This is a genomic window from Vibrio sp. 10N.247.311.13, assembly GCF_041467595.1.
GTDB classification, from domain to species: domain Bacteria; phylum Pseudomonadota; class Gammaproteobacteria; order Enterobacterales; family Vibrionaceae; genus Vibrio; species Vibrio crassostreae_C.
Window position 1 is genome coordinate 1 of sequence record NZ_JBFSUX010000036.1, and the last position, 22,507, is coordinate 22,507.

Below are 22,507 nucleotides of genomic sequence, written 5' to 3' on the forward strand. Positions count from 1 at the left end.
CGCTTGTACGGTGGTGTGAGAGGACGGAGGCCGTGAGGCCTCCTCCTACTCGATTATAGAGAAGGGGATTGACCTTAATGAATGTGGTACGCGATCACAAAATCAATAAACAATCTCACTTTCTCTGGTAGATGATCTTTGTGGTTATAAAGCATGTAGATATCACGAGGGTTAGCGCTCCAGTCTTCTAAGACTTGCACTAAGCTGCCATCTTCAATGTATTCACGAATCATCACGTCAGGCATTAGGGTGATACCTAGGCCTTCTGAGCACGCTTGTCTCACGACATTAAGCGCGTTAGCGTTGAAACGGCCTTTCTCGCTATTTACCACCGTCTCTTCATTCGAATTACTCAGCTGCCACTTAATTAGCGGGTAGCCTTTGAGTAGCGAATGGTTCGCTAGCTCTTCAGCATGGCTTGGAGCTGGGTTCTTCGCTAAGTATTCAGGGCTCGCGATAAGAATATCTTTGACTTCACTGATTTTTCGAGCGATTAGGCTTGAATCACGCTGCGGGCCGACACGGAAAATTACGTCCCACTCCGTTGGATCCAGCTGATCCGCTTGGTTGTTCATCATCAGCTCAATATTGATATCAGGGTATTGAGTCATGAATTCACTGAACATTGGCATCATCATGCGCTTGGTCAGGTTTGAGGGTGCCGTAATACGAATCTTACCGGAAGCGCCTTTGCACACGTCAGTTAACTCTTCTGCAGTAGAAGAGAGACGTTGCAATAGCGGAGAGCATTCATTGAAGAAACGTTCGCCTGCCTCTGTTAAAGAAAGTTTACGCGCGTGTCTATTGAGAAGCCTAAGGTTCAAAGAATCTTCTAAGGCTTGGATGCGTCGTGTGATGGTCGCAACCGGAATCATAGTCTTGCGCGATGTTGCGGTGTAGCTCCCATTTTCAACGACGAGTCGAAAGAGGTTTAAATCATCTAATTTCATAAATCCAGACACATTTGTTTACAATCTCATCTAATTTATACGTAACAGTGAGATCAATGTTTGCGTTACGTCAACTCGTTGCACTATTTACAAGTATTCCAACCCTCGTCACGAATTACCAGCAAAGAGTGCAAATTTGTGTATTTAGCATTTTATTACTAAGTTTTATATTAGTTCTTAGAACAGATAACAATAATAATTCGACTTAGTTTTGTGAGGTTATAGATTATGTACAAAACTCACAGTCAGCCAGTAATGACCTCGGCTCAGGAAGTAATTAACCAAAAATGCGTGATGTTGGTTGATGATGATCCTATTTTTCGCCGTATAACCAGCGCGTACCTAGACAAGGTGGGTTATAAAGTGGTTGAGGCTGAAAATGGACTGGACGCTTTGCAGAAACTTAGAGACTCAGCGCCAGATTTAATTGTGTGTGACTTATCAATGCCAATACTTGATGGCATAGAGCTTGTGGAAGAGATCAGTTTAGAGTACCCGTCACTGCCTATGATCGTTGTGTCTGGCACTGATGATATGTCTGACGTGGCGAAAGCCTTGCGATTTGGTATTAAAGACTTCTTGGCGAAGCCGTTAGAGGATCACCGTCACCTAGGAAGTGCGATTGCGAATACATTGACAGATTCGTTCGATAACATTTCAGACCAACGAGATTTTTCGAGCCAATGGTTCTGTGTGGATGATGGGGGAGAGATCCCTGAAGACCAAGAACTGCATTGGCACCTGAATTACCTTCAAGATAACCCAAGCGCAGCAAAAGACTTACTGCATGCGCTGCTTCCAGAGAAAGATACGCGACAAGGCTCATGGCGTTGCAGTTACCGGTTACTGCAATCAACAGAGATGATGCCACTTGTGTTTGACTATGCGTGGATGATGAACGGGCAGTTTGCTTTTTACCTCGTCGACTCATCGTCGTCTGATAATGGCGGCTCCGCGACAACATTGTTAGTGAGAGCGCTGTTCCACGATTACATAAGAAACAGAAAAGATTTTAATGTTGATCTCAAAGATATTGCTGAAATCTTAGAGAAGGGGATTCGTTGCTCTAAATGCTCCACCCCAGTGAATGCCTTGTTTGGTGTTGCTGACCTTGCCGAGGGAACCATCTCCATTTTGCCTGCGGGTCTAGACGGGCAATGGTCGAATGGTGAATTGAATCAATATATTGCAGCAGGTGAGCGCTTGGGTGAGAACTGCAAGAAGAACTTTATTACGCGGGACCTTCCGATCGAACAGGGCTGCCAACTGTCGTTGAGCCTACTTGGAGCGGCAAGTTTTAGTTTAGACATACACCAAGGGTCTACTGATTAACCCTATATTTCCTCGGTTTTTGTGAATAATTGATTAAGGTATAGTTGCGCAAATGGTGTGGCTATGCCTTTTTTGTTAAATGTCGATTTAGCAAAGCGGGTTTGGTTCGCCGGATACTTACCTTCACTAACAAAAACAAGAAGCAATCATGGCAGATAACAAAGACTTTCAAGACCCGTTTAATGTATTCTACTTTTTAGGATTTTTAGCCGCATTTTTAATGATTCCATTGCTACCAGCAACACTTACGTTGATCCGCGTATTCAATGGTTACGCAACATTCTAGTTAAGCTGTCGTCGCCGATTGGTGATAGCTAACTCAAGGAGGCCACAATTAGCGTTCGAGTTTTAAGCCTCAATATTGCTGGTGGCCTTTGTATATTTCTCGCAGTTCTAGGGATAGTTTTGCCCGTTCTGCCAACCACTCCTTTTCTCCTTCTTGCCAGCGCATGCTTCATGCGAAGCAATCCGAAAGTTCATAAATGGATGCATGAGCACAAAACGCTGGGTCCTTTGCTGAACAATTGGTATCAACACGGTGCCGTCACCAAACAAGTTAAAACGCGTGGCGTATTCTTTATCTTGTTGAGTTTTGCGTTATCCATCTACTTTGCCCCTATCATTTGGGTCAAGGCTTTCCTAATTTGTGTACTTGTTATTCTTCTCACATGGTTTATGCGACTTCCAACCCATGAGTTGGTTGCTGACAGCAAAGAAAATCACTACCATTAAGCCAGTGTGCCTGCTTGTATAGCGGGCGTTTATTATTTCAGCAATCAGAGTTATGACTCTCGTTGCAATGAATACCAATCGTACCTTTCCTTAATTCCGAGCGTTGATGTTTGATTCGTTAACGAGAGTTTGGAAAGCGGCCTAATGAAGTGCATAAGATTATGAACACAGAAAAAATCTCTCTGATCAAAGCAAGCATCAAAAGCATTCCTGATTACCCTAAAGCGGGTATTTTGTTCCGTGACGTAACAAGCTTGATGGAAGATCCAGTAGCTTACAAAGCGACTATCGACCTGCTAGCGGAAACATACAAGGACATGGGCTTTACTAAGATCGTTGGTACTGAAGCTCGTGGTTTCCTATTTGGTGCGCCTTTGGCACTTGAGCTAGGTGTTGGCTTCATTCCTGTTCGTAAGCCGGGCAAGCTGCCTCGTCAAACTGTGGCACAATCTTATGAGCTTGAGTACGGCACCGACACTCTAGAAATCCATACTGATGCTATCGTTGAAGGCGATAAAGTGTTGATGGTTGATGATTTGCTAGCAACGGGCGGTACGATTGAAGCAACAACAAAGTTGATTCGTCAGCTTGGTGGTGTGGTAGAACACGCTGCATTTGTTATTAACCTTCCAGAAATCGGTGGTGACAAGCGCTTACAAGGCTTAGGTCTAGAAGTGTTTAGCATCTGCGAATTCGACGGTCACTAATCCTTTTCGGAATTATTCATGAGCTATCTTGCGTTAGCGCGAAAATGGCGACCAACCAAATTCAAAGAAGTGGTTGGTCAAGCCCATGTTTTAACAGCATTAGAGAATGCCCTTAGCCAGAACAGGTTGCACCATGCATACCTGTTCAGCGGTACACGAGGTGTCGGTAAAACGACCATCGGCCGTTTGTTTGCTAAAGGGCTCAACTGTGAAACAGGCATTACCTCAACACCTTGTGGTGAATGTGCAACCTGTAAAGAAATCGATGAAGGTCGCTTTGTTGACCTACTTGAGATTGATGCGGCATCACGTACTAAGGTAGAAGATACCCGCGAGCTTCTGGACAATGTTCAGTACAAGCCTGCACGTGGTCGCTTCAAGGTTTACCTAATCGATGAAGTCCACATGCTTTCTAGGCACAGCTTTAATGCGCTTCTAAAGACCTTAGAAGAGCCGCCTGAGTATGTGAAATTCTTGCTCGCAACAACGGATCCACAGAAGCTTCCAGTGACTATCTTGTCGCGTTGTTTGCAGTTCCACCTTAAGCCGATCAGCGTTGATAATATTCACGAGCAGCTCGATCATATTCTTGAACAAGAAGATGTGACGTCTGAGTCTCGTGCGCTTGGAATGATTGCTCATGCTGCTGATGGCAGTATGCGTGATGCACTAAGCCTTACAGACCAAGCTATCGCATTAGGTAACGGCAATGTCGTAACAGATACTGTTGCTCATATGCTTGGGACACTGGATACCGACCAAGCTATCCACTTGCTTGAAGCGATTAGCAGTAAGCAGCCGCAACAAGCGATGGCGTGTATCCAAAGCCTTGCTGAGAACGGTGTTGAGTGGGACGGTTTGCTGAATCAGCTTGCGACTCAACTGCATCGTCTTGCGATGTTCCAAGCTTTGCCATCTACACTAGATAAGGCACAGCCTGACGCTGAGAAGCTTGAACTGTTGAGTAAGGCACTAAGCCCTCAAGACATTCAGCTTTACTACCAGATCGTATTGAAAGGTCGTGAAGACTTACCGTTATCGCCAACTGCTCGTGTTGGTATTGAGATGGTAGTTTTACGCATGTTGGCCTTTAGACCTGCTGAACAAGCGGTTGCTACTGCAATCTCGACTCAGTCGGCAAGCCCAGCGCCAGTTCCAGCAGCTCAAGCTCAGAACGTTGCTCAGTCAGTGAGTCAACCTGCGCCAATGGCAGCTCCGAGACAGCCTCAGATGCAACAACAGGCGCCTCAACAGCAAGCTATGCAGCAGCAACCGGTGCAACAGGCTCCGCAGCAGAATCCAGCACAGTATTCAGATTCGCAAGGTTACGCTGATCATTCAGGTAACCAAGGTTATCCAGAACAGGATTACCCGCATAGCCAGTATGACGCGCCTCCTGCTTATGATGAGCGTCCAAGCTACGGTGCAGATCAGCCTCAGCAGCAACAAACGAATTATCAAAACCAGAGCCCGGTTCAACAGCCAAGCGTTGCACCTTCTGCTCCGCAAGAGCAGCCGGCGCGTGCAACTTCGCCTGTGAGTGGTTTACGCCACCAATTACGTTCTCAACGTAGAGGCAGCGCGGCAACAGAAAACAAAGGCTCGGCGCCAAAAAAGGCTAAAGCGACACCAGCTAAAACTTCAGTACTTGATCGAGTTGCTCAGCAACACGGTGGTTCTGAGCGGGTGTCGCCAGCTTCTTTATCAGCCTCTTCGACAGAAAATGTGACCAACGATAATGAACCTTATCGCTGGAAACCGTCTAAACCTGTAGTGAAAGAGGTGAGCAAAGAGCTTACACCTACTCAGATCAAGCGTGCGTTAGAGCATATTAAGACACCAGAAATGGTCGACAAATTGCTTCAAGAGTCGATTGCTCAAGATGAATGGTCCGCCACGATTCAAAAGCTAGAGACAGCCAAGCTTGTTGAACAGTTAGCATTGAACTCAGTGTTTGCTAAAAACGACACATCAATCACTTTAACGTTAAGAGCGAGCCAAGCTCACTTGAATACGGACCGTGCACAGAGTGAATTATTGCAGTCTCTCAATACTGTGCTTGGAGAAGAGTGTCATTTGAGTGTTGAAATCGGTGATGGTGGAGAAACGCCGCTAGAATTACGAGAAAGGTTGTACCAAGGTAAGTTGAAAGACGCGTTTACCGCTTTAGAAAACGATGCCAACGTACAGTTCATTGAAAGACGTTTTGCCGCTGAACTCGACAGAGACAGCGTTCGTCCTATCTAGAACGTTTTCTTGTTTAGTGACCGGCATATCATCCCAGATAAGCAAATCTGAGAACTGAACATCGAGGGGTTGAATCACACTGTTTTAACCCCCATTTAAGCTCGTATAGCTTAATTAATTTTAATAAACCAATTAGACCAGAGAGTATTAACATGTTTGGTAAAGGCGGTATGGGCAACATGATGAAGCAAGCCCAGCAAATGCAAGAGCGCATGCAAAAGCTTCAAGAAGAAATCGCAAATATGGAAGTTACAGGTGAGTCAGGTGCTGGCCTTGTAAAAGTAACGATCACTGGTAGCCACAGCGTTCGCCGTGTTGATATCGATGAAAGCCTAATGGAAGACGATAAAGAGATGCTTGAAGATCTTATCGCTGCTGCTTTCAACGATGCGGCTCGTCGCGTTGAAGAAACTCAAAAAGAGAAAATGGCTAGCGTAACTGGCGGAATGCAACTTCCACCAGGTATGAAGATGCCTTTCTAAGTAACTTATTCTTAAAGGTTAATTCAGGTGGTGGTTTGTGTTGAACAGGCTATTACTTGAACATTAGAACGGTTAAATATGCGTACCAGTCATATGCTGGAGCATTTGATGGAGGCCTTACGTTGTCTACCTGGGGTTGGCCCCAAGTCGGCGCAGCGTATGGCCTTTCATTTGTTACAGCGCGATAGAAAAGGCGGCCTACAATTGGCTGAAGCTCTTAGCCAAGCAATGACCGAAATTGGTCACTGTAATGAGTGCCGTACTTTTACTGAAGAAGATACTTGCCACATTTGTACCAATCCTAAACGTCAGGAAAATGGTCAAATCTGTGTAGTAGAAAGCCCTGCAGACATTGCAGCAATAGAAGCGACTGGCCAATATTCAGGCCGTTACTTTGTATTGATGGGCCACCTTTCACCACTTGATGGTATTGGTCCAAGTGACATCGGTCTCGATGTTTTGGACTACCGCCTGCGTCGTGGTGATATCTCTGAAGTAATCCTAGCGACTAACCCAACAGTTGAAGGGGAAGCGACAGCGCACTACATTGCTGAGCTATGTAATGCCCATGAAGTGAACGCTAGCCGTATCGCTCATGGTGTTCCCGTTGGTGGTGAGCTAGAGCTGGTGGATGGCACCACGCTTTCGCACTCCTTACTCGGTCGTCATAAGATCTAAAAAAGCCGCTTGGTGAAGCATCACTAAGCGGCTTTTTCTTTTATTGCTTTAGACGTTTTTCAGCGCTTAATCTGAACCTCTCACCGCTTTGTATATCATCGCGCCAATCACGGCACCAATAATCGGTGCAACCCAGAATAGCCACAATTGCGAAACGGCCCAATCACCGACAAATACAGCCACGCCGGTACTTCGAGCAGGGTTCACAGAGGTGTTGGTTACAGGAATACTGATAAGGTGAATCAAGGTCAAACAGAGACCAATCGCAATGGGTGCAAACCCAGCAGGCGCTTTTGAATCAGTTGCGCCCATGATCACGAATAGGAATACCATGGTCATGACCACTTCACAGACCAGTGCAGCGGTAAGTGAATAGCCGCCCGGTGAGTGTTCACCATAACCATTGGAAGCAAAGCCAGAGGCAGCTGCATCAAAGCCAGCTTGGCCTGAAGCAATCACAAATAGCACGCCGCCCGCGATAATACCGCCAATCACTTGGGCAATAATATAAGGCGCAACATCCTTGCCATCAAAGCGACCACCACTCCATAGACCGATGGTGACAGCAGGGTTGAGGTGGCAACCGGATATATGACCAATAGCGAAAGCCATAGTGAGTACGGTTAAACCAAAGGCAAGGGAAACTCCGAGTAGACCAATTCCCACATCAGGGAAAGCCGCGGCTAAGACGGCACTACCACAACCGCCTAACACCAACCAAAACGTACCGAACATTTCTGCGATATACTTATTCATAACTATCCTTATTAATCTTTACCAGTATCAATAAGATAGTTTAGATTTCGCAGAAGTGAGAAATCTTGTGTATATAGTTGAAAGAAAGAACAGAGAATCTTATGTAATCACTTCGAACTCGCACTAAAGATCGTTAAGGTCAGTCGTATTCTATCGCTATTTTAGCAAGTAAGAGTGACCTGATAATTAGCCGTATTTGTGTCAGTATTCTTTTTATTTAAACTACGATGAGTTGATAAAAATTAAGTAAGTTCTACTTCTACCAACACCCCAAAGTGATCTGATACAACCGGATAAAAATCGTGATTAAAAATCACCTTATGCTGCTTTACCACTACAGGCTGATTACTAAGTACTAAATCAATGCGTAACGCTTGGCTATTTTGCTCCCAACCATCAATGTTTTTAATGACAGTGGTTCCATCATCTTTGATTTCAGCAACTTCATAACAATCCATCAAACCGCGTTGTAATACGTAATCATAGCCTTCATTACGTATATGGCTTGGGTTGTTGAAATCGCCTAATAGAAAGCTCAACTCTGTTGGTAAAGTTGCCTTGATTCGGTCGAACTGATCCTCAAATGAGTTCTCTGAGTCATTCCACCAGCCACAATGACAATTATAAAGATTAAAATCACCCTGTTGAGAGGTCACTTTAATACGCACTGCTCGCCGATGTTTCCAAAAGCTCACATCATAGTTATCACTTAAATCAATGACCTCATGTTCGACAATCGGTAGTCGCGTTAAAAATGAGAGCCCCTCTTGATATACTTCATAACTTTGATGAACGAAATCCCACGTAAGTTGGTAGTGATGACCGTATTCCATGAGTTTTTTCTGTAATAAATAACCATAGTTATTCGCCAACACAGTGTGATTGGTTAATATATTGGCATCAACGGCCGGGCTATCTTGATGTTGATTCACTTCCTGTAATGCAACCACATCGCACCCTTGCTCGATAATGGCTTGCGCGACCACATCTAACTTTTCTAGCTGTTTTTCTTCTTGCCAACTGTGGGTATTTAGTGTCATTAACTTCATTATTATTCACTTATTTATTCTAGTGAGATAAAACGCAGCGCACGGCTGCGTTTCTCGAGGTTATTTGATCTAAAAAGAATTACGCAGGTTGTACTGAATATTTCTCTATTAACTTAGATTTAATAACATCCACCCCAGGGCCATAAATAACTTGTACACCCTGTTCTTTAATCACAGCACCAAGAGCCCCTGTCGGCTTCCATGACGCATATTCAGCAACCAACTTTGGATCATTAACTGTAATACGCAAGCGAGTCATACAAGCATCAATCTCAGCAATATTGGCACGGCCACCTAAATTCTGAATAATAATGTTCATCTTCTCATCTTCTGACATCGATTCTGAGCTTTCATCCAGGTAGTTACCCATACGACCCGGTGTTGGTAACTTCAATTTCACGATTAGGAAGCGGAACAATCCATAGTTAACCACAAAGAAAACAATAGAAACTAATGCAAAGCGAACCAGATCACCACCGATGCCCGCTGAAACCATCATAGGTATACGAGTGAGTAACTCAATCAAACCAAAGGCATGTACACGTAGGTCCATCACATCGACCAACGCAAATGCAACTCCTGTTAACACAGCATGTGCAACATACAAAACGGGAGCGATAAACATAAACATGAATTCAATAGGCTCAGTCACACCGGTTAATAACACAGCAAGACAGGCAGATAAGAACATTGGCTTATATTGTGCGCGCTTATCACTATCAACACAGTGATACATCGCAAGTCCAATGCCAATCAATGAAGAGGCTGCGATAATAACTTGGCCTGCTTTAAAGCGTGCTGGGTGCACCGTATCTAACAGGTGTTGGTAAGTTGTCGGATCGCTTAATTTAAGATTATTTAAATCGCTGACCCAAGCAAGCCATAATGGATCTTGACCATAAACACTTGAGCCCGCATTCATCCCAGTCAAAAGCTCATAAGTACCACCCAACTCGGTGTAATTCATTGGAATAGTTAAAGTGTGGTGTAAACCAAATGGCAGTAATAAACGCTCTAACGTACCATACAAGAAAGGAGCAGTGATCGGCGCAGTGTCTTTAGAGGTAGCAATCCATTGACCAAAATCATTAAGCGTACCTTGAATTAAAGGCCATATTACAGATAAACCAAACGCAATAATCAGCGAATAGAAAATAACAACAAAAGGTACAAAACGCTTACCGTTGAAAAATGCTAATGCCTGAGGTAAGCGAGCGAAGTCATGATAGCGGTTAAATAAGTTGGCACCTAAATAGCCAGACATAATACCGATAAACACACCCATATTTAGGGCAGGAGCACCCAAAATATTCGTGAAGAATTGAGAGACAGGTAACTCAGAACCAAATAGGCTCATCACAACCGCTTCTGGGTCACTGAGCATAGCGTTATCCACGCCCAATATAACCCCAGTGATACGGTTGATTAAGATGAAGGCAATTAGCGCGGCAAATGCGCCACCTGCACGCTCTTTTGCCCACGAGCCACCAATCGCGACCGCAAATAATAGGTGAAGGTTAACAATGATCCCCCAACCTATGTTTTCCATTATAGCGCCTAGTGTTTCAATGGCACCAAACCCACCCGCATACATTGCGACCACTTTACCTAGTGATATCATGATACCAGCGGCAGGCATCACCGCGATAACAACGATAAGGGACTTCCCAAATCGTTGCCAAAAATCAAACGATAGTAACTTACTCATAAATAGTTCCTTGATTTAAATACAGGCTAACGTTATCAGCGCCTAGCCATAAATATAATTTAGTGCTTTCTTGCAAATATATACGCGGCATAAGCGGGGGCTATTTGCGTTGTTATAAAATCTGAGCGAACGTGTTCATTGTTAATATTCTGATTATCAAGCATTAACTCGCCTAATTGGGTGCAGTCGATATCAACAACGCTCTCTTGTGGACTTAAATTGGTAATAATGGTCCATGTCATATCTTGAGCAACACGTTGATAAACATAGATATTAGGATCGTTAGCTAGCAGTAATTGATAACGGCCAACCACTAAGCTTTCATGTGACTTACGCAAAGCAATCAACTGCTTATAGAAACCTAAGATCGAATTTGGATCTTGCTGTTGTTGCTCAACATTGATATCTGCATACTGTTGATTCACCGAGAACCAAGGTTGCACCTCAGAAAAACCGGCAAAATCCTGGTCATTCCATTGCATTGGCAAGCGACTGTGGTCGCGGGATACTTGATTTAACAAGGCTAAGATATCGGCATCGCTCTGACCTTGTTGCGATAGCTTTTGAATTAAATTTCTCGCAGACACATCGTTAAATTCGTCAAGAGAAGTAAACTGATGATTTACCATACCAATCTCTTGGCCCTGATAAATAAATGGAGTTCCTTTCATCAAGAAATAACAACTCGCTAACGCGGTAGCACTGGCATACCTAGAGTTAGGATCGGCAAAAGTATCAATACTACGAGCTTGATCGTGGTTTTCTAAATAAAGCGCATTCCAGCCTTTACCTTCTAAGGCATCTTGCCAACGCGATAAAATGCGTTTGAACGCCACGAGATCGAAATTCTCGTTGCTTTGTTCTTCCGACCATAGCTTCATGTGTTCAAACTGAAAAATCATGTTAAAAACACCACCTTGATCGTGCTCGGTCGCTTCAGCAACCCAAGGCAATGCGTTGTCGGCCGTCACCCCATTGGCCTCACCAACGGTCACGATATCAAAAGGCGAAAACGCCTGCTCTTTTAACTCATACAGATGTTTTTCAATCCCTGCCACATTCATATGATAATCGAATGAAGAGACATAGTTTTCACCCTTTGGATTGGGTAAAGAGGGTAAACCAGCTTGTTTTTGAATATGGCTAATTGCATCGACACGGAAACCATCAATACCTCGTTCCAACCACCAATGAATCATTTTAAATAGTGCTTGTTTAACTTCAGGGTTTTCCCAATTAAGATCTGGCTGTTTTTTAGAAAATAGGTGCAAATAATATTGTGCAGTTTTGTCATCATATTCCCATGCACTACCATGAAAAATACTTTCCCAGTTATTTGGTTCGCAAGTCGGCTTTTCAGCTGTAGGCTCACAACCATCACGCCAAATATACCAATCACGCTTAGGGCTATCTTTGTTATCTCGCGATTCGATGAACCATGGATGCTCATCGCTAGTGTGGTTTATCACTAAATCCATAATAATGCGAATGCCACGTTCATGAGCAGCAGTGATTAATTTATCCACATCCTCAAGGGTTCCAAAGTCAGGATGAATCGCTTGATAGTCACTGATATCGTAACCGTTATCATCATTCGGTGATGCGTAGAATGGGCAGATCCATATTAAATCAATGCCCAAATCAGCAAGATAATCTAGCTTAGCAATGATCCCATTGATGTCACCAATACCGTCCTGGTTTGTATCATAAAAACTACGGGGATAAATTTGGTAGGCAGTTGCTTTCTTCCACCACGCGAGTGGTTTTGAGTGTAGATTATTAGCGAGTGTCATCGGTTATACTATGTGTGTTATCGTTAACACATAGTGTTAAATGGAACCTATTTGGACTCAATACAATTTCAGAGAAACTGTGAACTTTCTCTCATTCTTATGTCGAATGTGCCTTCAACGGAACTGAAATCGCGCTTGAGCAATTTTTTGACAGCTTGGTAGCCCACTTGATAGTAGTTAAAAGCGACAGTAGTCAGGCTTGGGACTAACAAATCGCTGTAGTCATAGTCACCCATGCCTACAATCCATAAGTTATGACCAATCTTGAGTTGCTGTTCTTTGGCGCGACGATATAAACGAATAGCAATATTATCGGTGGCACAAAAGTAGACATGATTAGGCTGTAATTGAATTGCCTGGTAGCCGGCTTTGTCCTCCGAGTTGGCTAGAGCTTGTAGTGAAAAATTCAACTCAGGGACGGTGTCAGTAATGGTGGCTTGCATCAACTTAGTACGGCTGGAAAGCATACGCTCATCATAAATATAATGTACGGCTGCCAGCGGTGCCTGCTGTTGTTTTAACTGAGTGATGGTTTGGGAAACGAGTGCTTTAATTGCAGCATGGTCGGGGTAATATAAACAGCAATGGTGGGGGGTGTTTTTACCAATAAATAACACATTGTCTAAGGTTTGATAAAACGTCTCTTCGACACTGTGCTTTGAAGCAATAATAATAGTGCCCAATGCATTTAAGCCATTAAACTCTCTCACAGCTTGGCATTCTGACTCATGGTTAAACCCTGAGGCATGAAAAAGCATTCGTACTTGTGATTCATTGGCAGCCGCCAGTGCCCCTTTGATTACTAAACTAGTTGTATATGACTCAATGCGAGGAGCAACGAAACCAATAATATTAGATTGGCTACGAATGGAACGAGCAAATATATTAGGGGTATAATGATTTTCTTTGACGATAGCATCAATTTTAAGGCGATTTTCAGCCGAGACATAACCGTCATTAAAGTAACGTGACACGGTCATTGTTGAAATTCCAAGCTGTCTTGAAATCTCCGCCATGGTCATTTTTTTACTCATCACATTTTCCTTCCATAATGTATTATTGCCATATTATCCAATATATTGGCTGACAACAAAGTAAATAAAAACGCTACCTGATGATATACACATAGTACTTCAAGTTTATAAGATATTGTCCACTTCTTGACCTGAACTGAATACCCGTAGTTACGGCCTTGCTCGCTCAGGTCTTCAGTGCAACGACTGCTAATTTAAAAATGGGCAGGAGATATCACCGACGTAGCTACAAACAAATATTGGCTATAATTAGTTGCCATTATTGACCTTTATTCAAGGCAAGTTATTGGTTGGTTTATGGGTACGAGAATAAAGGCCTCATTGATCTGTGATGTCTTATCGATGGCTTTATTTCGCCGAGAGTTTCCTGAAACGGTTATTACTCATAGCGAGGTAGTCAGTATTGTTTGAAAGACTATTGAGGCCTCATAAGCACCTATAACCTAAAGCAAAGTATGAGTAGGAAAAGAAATTGCTGGGATATAGAAAAGGGCTAATACGCTTAGGTAATAGCTTCTAACTCGATCAGGTTATCAAGGGCTTCTTGGTCGGTTTTACCACAAATGACAGGGCAAGCTTTGAATTGGTGACATACCTTCGGGCGTGAAGGTTGACCAAATAATTTGCAGAGATCTTGCTCATTTAATTGGATGCAGCGTACCCCAGCAGGCTTACCATTAGGCATTCCAGGAATAGCAGATGTAATACTTGGAGCGATACAGCATGCTCCACAACCTAGGCGACATTCCATCAAATTAAACTCACTAAATAACAGGGTGCGCGATAGTAGCAAAAAATGATGAGAGTGACAGCTGTTGATTGAATCAAAGAATGAACAATTATTATCCTTGAACTTTTTATGGGCTAGCGGTATAACACGCACCCCAGTAAAAGAGTAAGAAGTAATCCTATGACGAATCCATTTTGGCAAGAAAAGACACTAGAACAGATGACCGAGAATGAGTGGGAATCACTTTGCGACGGTTGTGGTAAGTGCTGCCTACATAAACTAATGGATGAAGATAGCGATGAAGTTTACTACACCAATGTGGCGTGTAGCTGGTTAAACGACAAAACATGTTCGTGTAAAGATTACCCGAACCGCTTCACTTCAGGTGAAGAGTGTTTGAAGCTGACTCGTGACAAGATCGATGAGTTTCACTGGCTACCAGACACTTGTGCTTACCGCCTTTTATCAGAATCTAAGCCGATTCCTGAATGGCACCCGTTGATCACCGGATCAAAAACAGAGATGCATGCAGCAGGTGAAAGCGTTCGTAACAAAGTGGTATACGAAATCGATGTTGTCGATTGGGAAGATCACATCTTGAACCACCCGAACCGCTAGTTAACGAAGACTAGTCAATCACCCGAATAAAAAAAAGGCTCACATTTCTGTGAGCCTTTGTCGTATTTAGGAGGGTCCAAATCAATGGACTGTGTCATGGCTAATGTCAAGCAAGCGGTAAGTCTGCAACCACCTGATTGAACGTGATACGAGCATTCTGAGCTTGCTCAGATAACTCGATCTTTTTCGCTTGTGCGGCACTAAGATTACTCTCGGCCTGCTCAAGTGCTTGTTGTAGGTTCTCTGGTAACTCGTGAGTTTCCATTTGTGAACCTTGTTCTAACACATAAGCGCGAATTTCTTTCTTCACTGCGGCAAGTTCTGTGTAAGCAACACGCTCAAGTTCTGCGGCTTCTTGTGCTGCATCTCTTTCTTTCTCAAACTGAGCCAACGCCATACCTTCAGCAGACCAAGGGTCCATGTCTGGCAGTTCTTCGATGTTGATCGTTGGCTCGATATACGCATCTTGATGGCGTAGGTCGAGGTTAGTCGCACGAACCGCTGAAATCATCAGCATCACAGAGATAGCAAGCAGTGGTAAGCCACCAACAATCGCCGCCGTTTGTAGCGTACTTAGACCGCCTAAGAACATTAGAATCGTTGGTAAGAACGACAGAGTAAATGCCCAGAACATACGGTTCCAGCGCATTGGCTCTTCGGTCACGTTATTTTGTACAACAGACGCTAGGATGTATGAGATAGAGTCAAATGTTGTTGCCGTGAAAATGATACACAGCATTGTAAATACAGCGATAACCAGCGTGCTCATTGGCAATTGTGCAAGCATCGAGAAGATAGCTTTGGTTGCGCCTTCCGCATTCAAAATGGCAACGACATCTAGCTCACCAGAAAGCTGCAGTGATAGGCCGTAGTTACCTAAGATCATGAAGAACAGGAAACAACCTAGAGAACCAAAGAAGATCGACCCTGACACCATTTGTTTGATGGTTCTGCCGCGAGAGATACGCGCAACAAACAGACCCATACTCGGTGCAAATACTAGCCACCATGCCCAGTAGAAAATCGTCCAGTCTTGTGGGAAGTGAGTGTTTTCGAATGTACCGTAACCACCAAATGGTTCAGCCCACGTTGCCATCACGAAGAAGTTAGACAGTAGACGACCAATTGAGTCTAAGCCTGTTTCTAACATGAAGATTGTTGGACCCGCGATCAGAACGAAAGCCAGTAGACCCATCGCACCCCAGAAGTTGATGTTACTTAGGATCTTGATGCCTTTTTCCAATCCAGCATAAGATGAGTAAGCAAAAATCGCAGTACACACTAAAAGCACCATCACTTGCGTTAGGTTATTTTTAGGTAGACCAAATAGATGATTTAGACCTTCAGTGATCAGAGGAGCGGCTAAACCTAATGTTGTTGCAGCGCCGCCTAATAGACCGAAAATGAATAGGATATCAACGATCTTTCCTGGTACGCCTTTACTACGGTGTTCACCAAGAACAGGCATTAATGCGCTTGAAATCTTTAGAACAGGTTGTTTACGTACGTAGAAGAAGTAAGCGATAGGAATTGCCGGGATTAGGTAGATAGACCATGCGATTGGTCCCCAGTGGAATAGGCCGTAGGTCGCAGCCCAGCGTACTGCTTCTTCACTGCCAGGTTCTAGTTGGAAAGGCGGTGATTGGTAGTAGTAAGCCCACTCAATACAGCCCCAATACAAGATACTTGCACCGATACCGCCACAAAATAGCATGGCAGCCCATGATGCAGTTTTAAACTCAGGCTCTTCATCAGCTTCGCCCAGTTTAATTTGTCCCATATCACTGAATACTACGTACACCATAAATGCACAGGCTGCGAGACCTAGAGCAAGATACAGGAATCCGAGTTGATCAGTCATGAATGTTTTCGCAACCGCAATCCAGTCTGCGCCCTGTGCAGGGAACAAAATGAGCGGGAAAACTATCGTGAGTAGGAGTGCTATAGCACCAAAAAAGGTTGGCTTATCGATAAGCTCAAAAGTGTTTTTCACGAGTATTATTCCATTAAAATGAGAGCGGAATTATGGAATGAACTCGTTTTTTAGACCTAATCGGGTCTATTGTCGTAACGATAAATCGCTTTTATTCTAGAGAATACGATAGGTTGGCAAGGCTAAATGAGTGCGAGAAGAATACCGCCTACGGTTGCCGCTGCGGACAGGTATTGCCCCGCTGAATAAGAACCATCATCTTCTTCTTCAATCTTATCTGGGTGATCCATACCCAAGGCACCATGAGCGAATGACTCAACTTTATCGGTAACTGTCGCGTTTTCTGCTTCGACTTTCTTCGCTTCTTTATCAATTTCTTTTAGGACAGATAAGAGTGCTTTGCCTTCATCAGAAAGCCTAACCGTATTTTGCTCAACCTTAAGCGGTGTAGGCTTTTCAGCTTCGTTAGCTGAACTCTTAGCGTTCATCTGCGAAGGCGAATACAGCTGAGTATTACTCGTTCCTACTGGCGTCATATAGCTCTCCTTACCTATCCTTAAATATAGTATCGGCAGAGGTGTGAAAAACTTGTGCAATTAATCATCGATAGTGATGTTTTTTTATTCGCACATTACATTTTCGTCTGCTTGGTTAAATCGTCTATTTACTAAGCAAGTCTTGTGCCGATAAGAATGTTTGATTTTAGATAGAGTTAGGATGAATGACGGGAACGTGATCAAGTTGTGACGATGGGCTAATTATCTAGGATTAGCCCATCGACTCTTTAGCTTAGAAGAGTGGATCAACAGATCCTACTCACACTCTAGGCTAGCGCTACGTTTTGACAGATGCTTGTATGCCTTCATTCGGTTCTCTTTCTTTACAAAGCGAGCCGGCGGCGAAAGCACTTCAAGCTGATAATCACCGCTATCCGATGAGATCGCTTCAACCGGGCTGATGATGGCGATTTTTAAATCAGGGTTACGACGTAGAATTGATGCCGCCGTCCCTAAACCACCCTCGGTGTGGAACTTGCCAGCCACGTGAATCACTTGTTTATCAGGGTTTGATGCTAGGTAATCCACAATCGACTCAGCCATGGTTTCGTCCCAGGTAACCTGAGCGGCAAACTGCTTTTCTGTTTGCTCTGGCGTACCGTGATGCATAGAAGCCATGAACTTTTCTTTGTAAGGGCTATCGCCAGTATCCACTTCGGTAGCAATCCATTGGCGTTGCTCGGTCGATAATTGGTCTAGGTAAGGCAATCCTTTACGGCCAATACACTGCACGAATGGCTTTGGTGCATTTGCCGCAATAACATCGACGTCGTTGGCTTTTGCGAACTCAACTAACGCGCGGTAATCACTTTCGTAATTTGGCCAAGCTGCCGCTTGAGACATGAGAATTTGTTCGCCAATTTCGCCGTTTAAGTATTGGTCAAGTGTGGCTTGGTGCTCTCGAGTGAACTGTTCCATTGAAAGCGCAATGTTTGATGTTGCGTTGCGGCGCGCTTTTAAGAAGTCGGTTTGGAAGCGGTGAATGGCAGAATGCGTGTGCCATTCGCCAATTAGAACCACATCAGCGTCAATCAGCTGCTCGGGTAATGCATCGAGAGAAAGTGTTTCGCCTTGTGGAGAAGCGAACTGGTAGTCATAGAATGTGGAAACGGATTCCGTTTGAGCCACTTTTTGAGAAGTGTCTTTTGCAGGTTGACTAGCACAAGCCGTGAGAAGAGTAGCTAATCCGATAAGAATAATACGTTGCATGAAATGCCTCCTTGAAGAACACGCATACTAAAGGAGGCAAGATAAGATTTCAATGCAAACGATAATCAATATCAATTAAATTTGTTTGCGGTACACTCGCAGCATAAAGTCAGCTTCACAGTTGAATTGCTCTGCCTCGGTGAGTTGTAGTTTAAACTCTTCACTCGCCTTCCAAGCAAACGGCGTCATCTGTAGCAGGTCGAATGCATCTGACCCCGATAGTTCCATCATATAGTTTAGTTGCTCTTGATGCTCAAGCGTAAAACCTTCGATCACTTCTGGATCTTCGTCGTGCAAGCGAACGCCATCATAAATTGCATCACGCAGTTGATACAGGTGTCGGCTAGCTGGTGTCACGGTGATCACCACACCATTATCTTTGATGGTGCGTTGTAACTCTTCAGCCTTGCAAGGCGCGTAAATGCGTAGAATTCCGTCTAAGCTGTTTTCAGCAAAGGGTAGGCGATGGCTTGATGCAACTGAGAAGTCGACAGCAGGGTAGCGTTTAGCGGCGTATTTGATAGCAATCTTAGAAATGTCTAGGCCAAAAGTAGCCCCTTTCTTTTCTTGAAGATTCACAGCAATTTCGTTGGTGTAATAACCTTCGCCACAACCAATATCCAATAGGCTAGGCGTCTCTTCTGGTAGATAGCGAGAACACAACGTCACCACCGCTTGGCGCATTGGGTCATAGTGGTTACCTTCAAGGAAGCGACGACGTGCCTGCATCATCTCTTTGTTGTCACCTGGATCTTTTGAGCGTTTGTGGTGCGCAGGCATCAAATTGACGTAGCCTTCTTTCGCTAGGTCGAACTGATGGTTCTTTTCACACTTAAACGTACGATCGTTTTGAGATAAAGGTTGGTGACACAAAGGGCATTGGTAAGTCATGGAGACCTCTAAAGGAGAATAGACAGCGCAAGTGTAACGAGCTAAAACCAAAAAGTAAAAGAGCGACATAAAGCCGCTCAAAAATCGTTTTTATAACTGTATTTATACGGTTATTGGGCACTAATCACAGTGATCAGTTGGTGGTTTTCACCCGGCCGGAGCGTTTTACCGGCTTCTAGGCTTGGTGCGTGCAGTGTTGATTCAACACATAGCATGGTTAGGTAACCGTCGTCTTGCATGTCGCCCATACTTGCAGCGCCTTCTGCCCACGGGTTCCACAGTACTGCAGAGTTATGACCGTGGTTTTCAACTGTTAGCGTGCGATCCAGCTTCTTGTCAGCAACAAAGATTTGCGCTTCTGGTTGCGTGTAAACGCGGTCAATCGTGTCGGTCAGTACCAGTTCAGATCCACCTTGGCAGATCTTGCCACCTTGCAGGCTATCAATGTACTCAGCACCCATACCAGTGGTGGTTGTGTTGTGGATATCGCCAACGTTTAGGTAAGTGTGTAGTGCACCAGAGAAAGTCCATGGCTGAGAATCAGTGTTCTTCACGTCCAGCGTTACTTTTAGTTGTTCGCCGATCTCAACATTCAAGCGAGCATCAAACTGATGAGGCCATACTGCTAGCGTCTCTTCGCTTGGCTTCAGACCTAAGCTAACAATCACGCCAGCTTCGCTTTCACGGTGTTCAACCAATTGCCATTCACTTGAACGGGCAAAACCATGTGCTGGTGCTGCAATGCGACCAAACCAAGGCCAACATACTGGAATACCACCACGCAGAGCCGTTTTACCATCGAACTTAGCTTGTTGGCTCATCCAAATTAGGTCTTCTTGACCTTGCGGTTGGAATGACACCACATGGCCGCCAAACAGTGAAATCGCTGCGTTTGCTTTATCGTGGATAACGCGAACCAGTTTTACACCTTCGTGTTCAACGATAGTGACGTTGTCAGAAAGTACCGCCAGTGCAGGTAGAGTAGATAAATCCATTACATGATCCTTCTAAGGAAATTGAATTCAAATGCTGACTAGAGTGATGCTTGTGTTTTCATGAGTAACAAGCAGAGTCAGTATTAGAATTGAATTTTGCGTTTGGGCTATCTTGATGAGCTTAGACAGACGCGGTTTAAAAGATAGCAGGCATTAAAAAGGCGACACTAAGGTCGCCTTTTTCAAAGTCTGCTCAAAACAGTCTTTGCTAATGCTTATCTAAAGCGATTTCTAAAAAGAAATTACTTAGAGATGTGAGCGATTAGGTCTAGAACTTTGTTTGAGTAACCGATTTCGTTGTCGTACCAAGATACAACTTTAACGAATTTGTCAGTTAGAGCAACACCAGCTTTAGCATCGAATACTGAAGTTTGAACTTCACCGATGAAATCTTGTGATACTACTTGGTCTTCAGTGTAACCAAGAACGCCAGCCATTTCGCCTTCAGAAGCTTCTTTCATTGCAGCACAAATTTCTTCGTAAGATGCAGCTTCTTTTAGGTTAACTGTTAGGTCAACTACAGATACGTTAGCAGTTGGTACACGGAAAGCCATACCAGTTAGAAGGCCGTTTAGTTCTGGAAGAACAACGCCTACAGCTTTAGCAGCACCAGTTGAAGATGGGATGATGTTTTGAGAAGCACCACGGCCACCGCGCCAGTCTTTAGCAGAAGGGCCATCTACAGTTTTTTGAGTTGCTGTAGTAGCGTGAACTGTAGTCATAAGACCAGACTCAATGCCCCACTTATCGTTAAGTACTTTAGCGATAGGTGCAAGACAGTTAGTAGTACAAGAAGCGTTAGAAACGATGTCTTGACCAGCGTAAGATGCTTGGTTAACGCCCATTACGAACATTGGAGTTGCATCTTTAGAAGGACCAGTAAGAACTACTTTCTTAGCGCCAGCAGTGATGTGCTTACGTGCAGTCTCGTCAGTTAGGAAAAGACCAGTTGCTTCAGCAACTACGTCTACGTCGATAGCATCCCACTTAAGGTCTTCTGGGTTACGCTCAGCTGTAACACGTACAGTTTTACCGTTAACGATTAGGTTACCGCCTTCAACTTCAACAGTACCGTTGAAACGGCCGTGAGTTGAGTCGTACTTAAGCATGTATGCCATGTACTCTACGTCGATTAGATCGTTAATACCTACTACTTCGATGTCTGCACGCTCTTGAGCTGCGCGGAATACGAAACGGCCGATACGGCCAAAACCGTTAATACCTACTTTGATAGTCATTGTAGTTGCTCCACAACTTAATTTCTGATTAAAGATAACTGGTAGTAAAATTACAGAATCCAGTATACATCTGCAATAGATAATCCGACTTAACTTGTTTAATGTCAAAAAAAAGCGACGCTTTTCTTAACAATTGGGTGTAAGTGGTTGAAAATTGACCATTGCAAGTGGCTCTGTACCCTTCCAGTTGGGTAAAATACCCCTAAATGATGATTCACTTATGAGTGTATATGTACAATGTTTCCTGGTGAGAAAGTATGTGCTACAAAACGACTCATATGCAAGCCTTTATAGAAAAAAGTAAATATAATAACTGAGAATGTGGAGAGATATTAACGTGATTCAAAAGGGAGGAAATATGATAAAGCCTGATGAATACTGGCGTGAGCGCCTAACGGACGACGAATTTTCAGTGTGTCGTGAGCGTGGTACTGAAGCCCCATATAGCGGCAAGTTACTGCACAACCATAAGACAGGCGTCTATAGCTGCACATGCTGTGAAAGCCCTTTGTTTCTGTCGGATAACAAATATGACTCTGGGTGTGGTTGGCCAAGCTTTGATGCCCCAGTGAATGATGAAGCAGTACGCTATATAGAAGATCTAAGTCACGGAATGAAGCGTGTAGAGATCCGTTGTACCGCCTGTGATAGCCATTTAGGTCACGTTTTTCCAGATGGCCCGAAGACCACAGGTGAACGGTTCTGTGTTAATTCAGTGTCGTTAATTTTCAACAAAAATGACGAAAGTACGAAATAACTTGTAACTATTGTCTAATCCTTACAGGTCGCATTTGTCGATTTAGGAAGGCTGAAACGCCCAAGGTTTCAGATTTAACTCTAGTACAAATAAAAACAGCTACTAAAAAGG

22 protein-coding genes and 1 pseudogene are annotated in these 22,507 nt (G+C 44.0%); 10 read left to right on the top strand and 13 right to left on the bottom strand.

All coding sequences use genetic code 11. The features are described 5' to 3' along the window. Nucleotides 1-74: 74 nt before the first annotated feature. Entirely contained in the window at nt 75-950 is an 876-nt protein-coding gene (locus AB6E52_RS14730; RefSeq protein WP_017067604.1) for a LysR family transcriptional regulator, read from the bottom strand. A 228-nt stretch (nt 951-1,178) separates the two neighbouring features. Between AB6E52_RS14730 and AB6E52_RS14735 the strand changes: the two genes are divergently transcribed. The 7 genes from AB6E52_RS14735 to recR all read left to right on the top strand — a co-directional run bounded on the left by AB6E52_RS14735 (nt 1,179) and on the right by recR (nt 7,128). Further along, nucleotides 1,179-2,282: a response regulator gene (locus AB6E52_RS14735; RefSeq protein ID WP_102320049.1), complete on the top strand. Its 1,104-nt coding sequence runs from the start codon at nt 1,179-1,181 to the stop codon at nt 2,280-2,282. Between the two features lie 148 nt (nt 2,283-2,430). Further along, on the top strand, nt 2,431-2,568 hold the full coding sequence (locus AB6E52_RS14740) for a hypothetical protein (protein WP_017067606.1): 138 nt from the start codon (nt 2,431-2,433) through the stop codon (nt 2,566-2,568). Between the two features lie 74 nt (nt 2,569-2,642). Beyond that, nucleotides 2,643-3,014 carry a YbaN family protein gene (locus AB6E52_RS14745; RefSeq protein WP_029225617.1) on the top strand — a complete coding sequence of 124 codons (372 nt, stop codon included), beginning with the start codon at nt 2,643-2,645 and terminating at the stop codon, nt 3,012-3,014. Nucleotides 3,015-3,175: 161 nt separating this feature from the next. Then, entirely contained in the window at nt 3,176-3,721 is a 546-nt protein-coding gene (gene apt, locus AB6E52_RS14750) for an adenine phosphoribosyltransferase (protein WP_017062340.1), read from the top strand. Between the two features lie 18 nt (nt 3,722-3,739). After that, complete coding sequence (dnaX, locus tag AB6E52_RS14755) at nt 3,740-5,968, top strand: DNA polymerase III subunit gamma/tau (protein WP_102320048.1); 2,229 nt, start codon at nt 3,740-3,742, stop codon at nt 5,966-5,968. Between the two features lie 152 nt (nt 5,969-6,120). Continuing rightward, entirely contained in the window at nt 6,121-6,450 is a 330-nt protein-coding gene (locus tag AB6E52_RS14760) for a YbaB/EbfC family nucleoid-associated protein (RefSeq protein ID WP_017062338.1), read from the top strand. Between the two features lie 78 nt (nt 6,451-6,528). After that, nucleotides 6,529-7,128 carry a recombination mediator RecR gene (recR, locus tag AB6E52_RS14765; protein ID WP_019823189.1) on the top strand — a complete coding sequence of 200 codons (600 nt, stop codon included), beginning with the start codon at nt 6,529-6,531 and terminating at the stop codon, nt 7,126-7,128. 66 nt (nt 7,129-7,194) lie between these two features. On the opposite strand, the gene aqpZ is transcribed toward recR, so the two are convergent. The 5 genes from aqpZ to AB6E52_RS14790 form a co-directional block, all read right to left on the bottom strand. Then, entirely contained in the window at nt 7,195-7,884 is a 690-nt protein-coding gene (gene aqpZ, locus AB6E52_RS14770; protein ID WP_017070317.1) for an aquaporin Z, read from the bottom strand. Between the two features lie 242 nt (nt 7,885-8,126). After that, complete coding sequence (locus AB6E52_RS14775) at nt 8,127-8,933, bottom strand: endonuclease/exonuclease/phosphatase family protein (RefSeq protein ID WP_019823193.1); 807 nt, start codon at nt 8,931-8,933, stop codon at nt 8,127-8,129. Nucleotides 8,934-9,012: 79 nt separating this feature from the next. Then, entirely contained in the window at nt 9,013-10,641 is a 1,629-nt protein-coding gene (locus AB6E52_RS14780; protein ID WP_102320047.1) for a PTS transporter subunit IIBC, read from the bottom strand. A 59-nt stretch (nt 10,642-10,700) separates the two neighbouring features. Then, nucleotides 10,701-12,434 carry an alpha-glucosidase gene (locus tag AB6E52_RS14785; RefSeq protein WP_102320046.1) on the bottom strand — a complete coding sequence of 578 codons (1,734 nt, stop codon included), beginning with the start codon at nt 12,432-12,434 and terminating at the stop codon, nt 10,701-10,703. A gap of 68 nt (nt 12,435-12,502) precedes the next feature. Then, on the bottom strand, nt 12,503-13,468 hold the full coding sequence (locus tag AB6E52_RS14790; RefSeq protein ID WP_017070321.1) for a LacI family DNA-binding transcriptional regulator: 966 nt from the start codon (nt 13,466-13,468) through the stop codon (nt 12,503-12,505). A 140-nt stretch (nt 13,469-13,608) separates the two neighbouring features. Here AB6E52_RS14790 and AB6E52_RS14795 point away from each other — a divergent pair. Beyond that, nucleotides 13,609-13,950 (top strand): annotated as a pseudogene (locus AB6E52_RS14795) (DDE-type integrase/transposase/recombinase); the annotation flags it as partial. A 20-nt stretch (nt 13,951-13,970) separates the two neighbouring features. Here the strand turns inward: AB6E52_RS14795 and AB6E52_RS14800 are convergent. Further along, nucleotides 13,971-14,219 carry a YkgJ family cysteine cluster protein gene (locus tag AB6E52_RS14800; protein ID WP_017059389.1) on the bottom strand — a complete coding sequence of 83 codons (249 nt, stop codon included), beginning with the start codon at nt 14,217-14,219 and terminating at the stop codon, nt 13,971-13,973. Nucleotides 14,220-14,378: 159 nt separating this feature from the next. Here AB6E52_RS14800 and AB6E52_RS14805 point away from each other — a divergent pair, with 159 nt between their 5' ends. After that, a complete protein-coding gene (locus AB6E52_RS14805; RefSeq protein WP_017059388.1) occupies nt 14,379-14,816 on the top strand; it encodes a YcgN family cysteine cluster protein in 438 nt (145 codons plus the stop codon). A 106-nt stretch (nt 14,817-14,922) separates the two neighbouring features. Here the strand turns inward: AB6E52_RS14805 and AB6E52_RS14810 are convergent, their stop codons facing one another. The 6 genes from AB6E52_RS14810 to gap all read right to left on the bottom strand — a co-directional run bounded on the left by AB6E52_RS14810 (nt 14,923) and on the right by gap (nt 21,639). Then, nucleotides 14,923-16,809: a BCCT family transporter gene (locus tag AB6E52_RS14810; RefSeq protein ID WP_017063436.1), complete on the bottom strand. Its 1,887-nt coding sequence runs from the start codon at nt 16,807-16,809 to the stop codon at nt 14,923-14,925. Between the two features lie 122 nt (nt 16,810-16,931). Next, nucleotides 16,932-17,285, bottom strand: coding sequence for a hypothetical protein (locus tag AB6E52_RS14815; protein ID WP_065584854.1), 354 nt, complete (start codon nt 17,283-17,285; stop codon nt 16,932-16,934). Nucleotides 17,286-17,561: 276 nt separating this feature from the next. Further along, nucleotides 17,562-18,515 (bottom strand): ChaN family lipoprotein, encoded by a 954-nt coding sequence (locus tag AB6E52_RS14820; protein ID WP_102320045.1) that lies wholly within the window; start codon nt 18,513-18,515, stop codon nt 17,562-17,564. Nucleotides 18,516-18,590: 75 nt separating this feature from the next. Next, nucleotides 18,591-19,406: a 23S rRNA (guanine(745)-N(1))-methyltransferase gene (rlmA, locus tag AB6E52_RS14825; RefSeq protein WP_017059384.1), complete on the bottom strand. Its 816-nt coding sequence runs from the start codon at nt 19,404-19,406 to the stop codon at nt 18,591-18,593. A 110-nt stretch (nt 19,407-19,516) separates the two neighbouring features. Next, nucleotides 19,517-20,401 carry a D-hexose-6-phosphate mutarotase gene (locus AB6E52_RS14830; RefSeq protein ID WP_017070751.1) on the bottom strand — a complete coding sequence of 295 codons (885 nt, stop codon included), beginning with the start codon at nt 20,399-20,401 and terminating at the stop codon, nt 19,517-19,519. A 242-nt stretch (nt 20,402-20,643) separates the two neighbouring features. Further along, complete coding sequence (gene gap / locus AB6E52_RS14835) at nt 20,644-21,639, bottom strand: type I glyceraldehyde-3-phosphate dehydrogenase (RefSeq protein WP_017059382.1); 996 nt, start codon at nt 21,637-21,639, stop codon at nt 20,644-20,646. A gap of 319 nt (nt 21,640-21,958) precedes the next feature. Between gap and msrB the strand changes: the two genes are divergently transcribed. Further along, nucleotides 21,959-22,396 carry a peptide-methionine (R)-S-oxide reductase MsrB gene (msrB, locus tag AB6E52_RS14840; protein WP_080582205.1) on the top strand — a complete coding sequence of 146 codons (438 nt, stop codon included), beginning with the start codon at nt 21,959-21,961 and terminating at the stop codon, nt 22,394-22,396. The last annotated feature ends 111 nt before the right edge of the window (nt 22,397-22,507 follow it).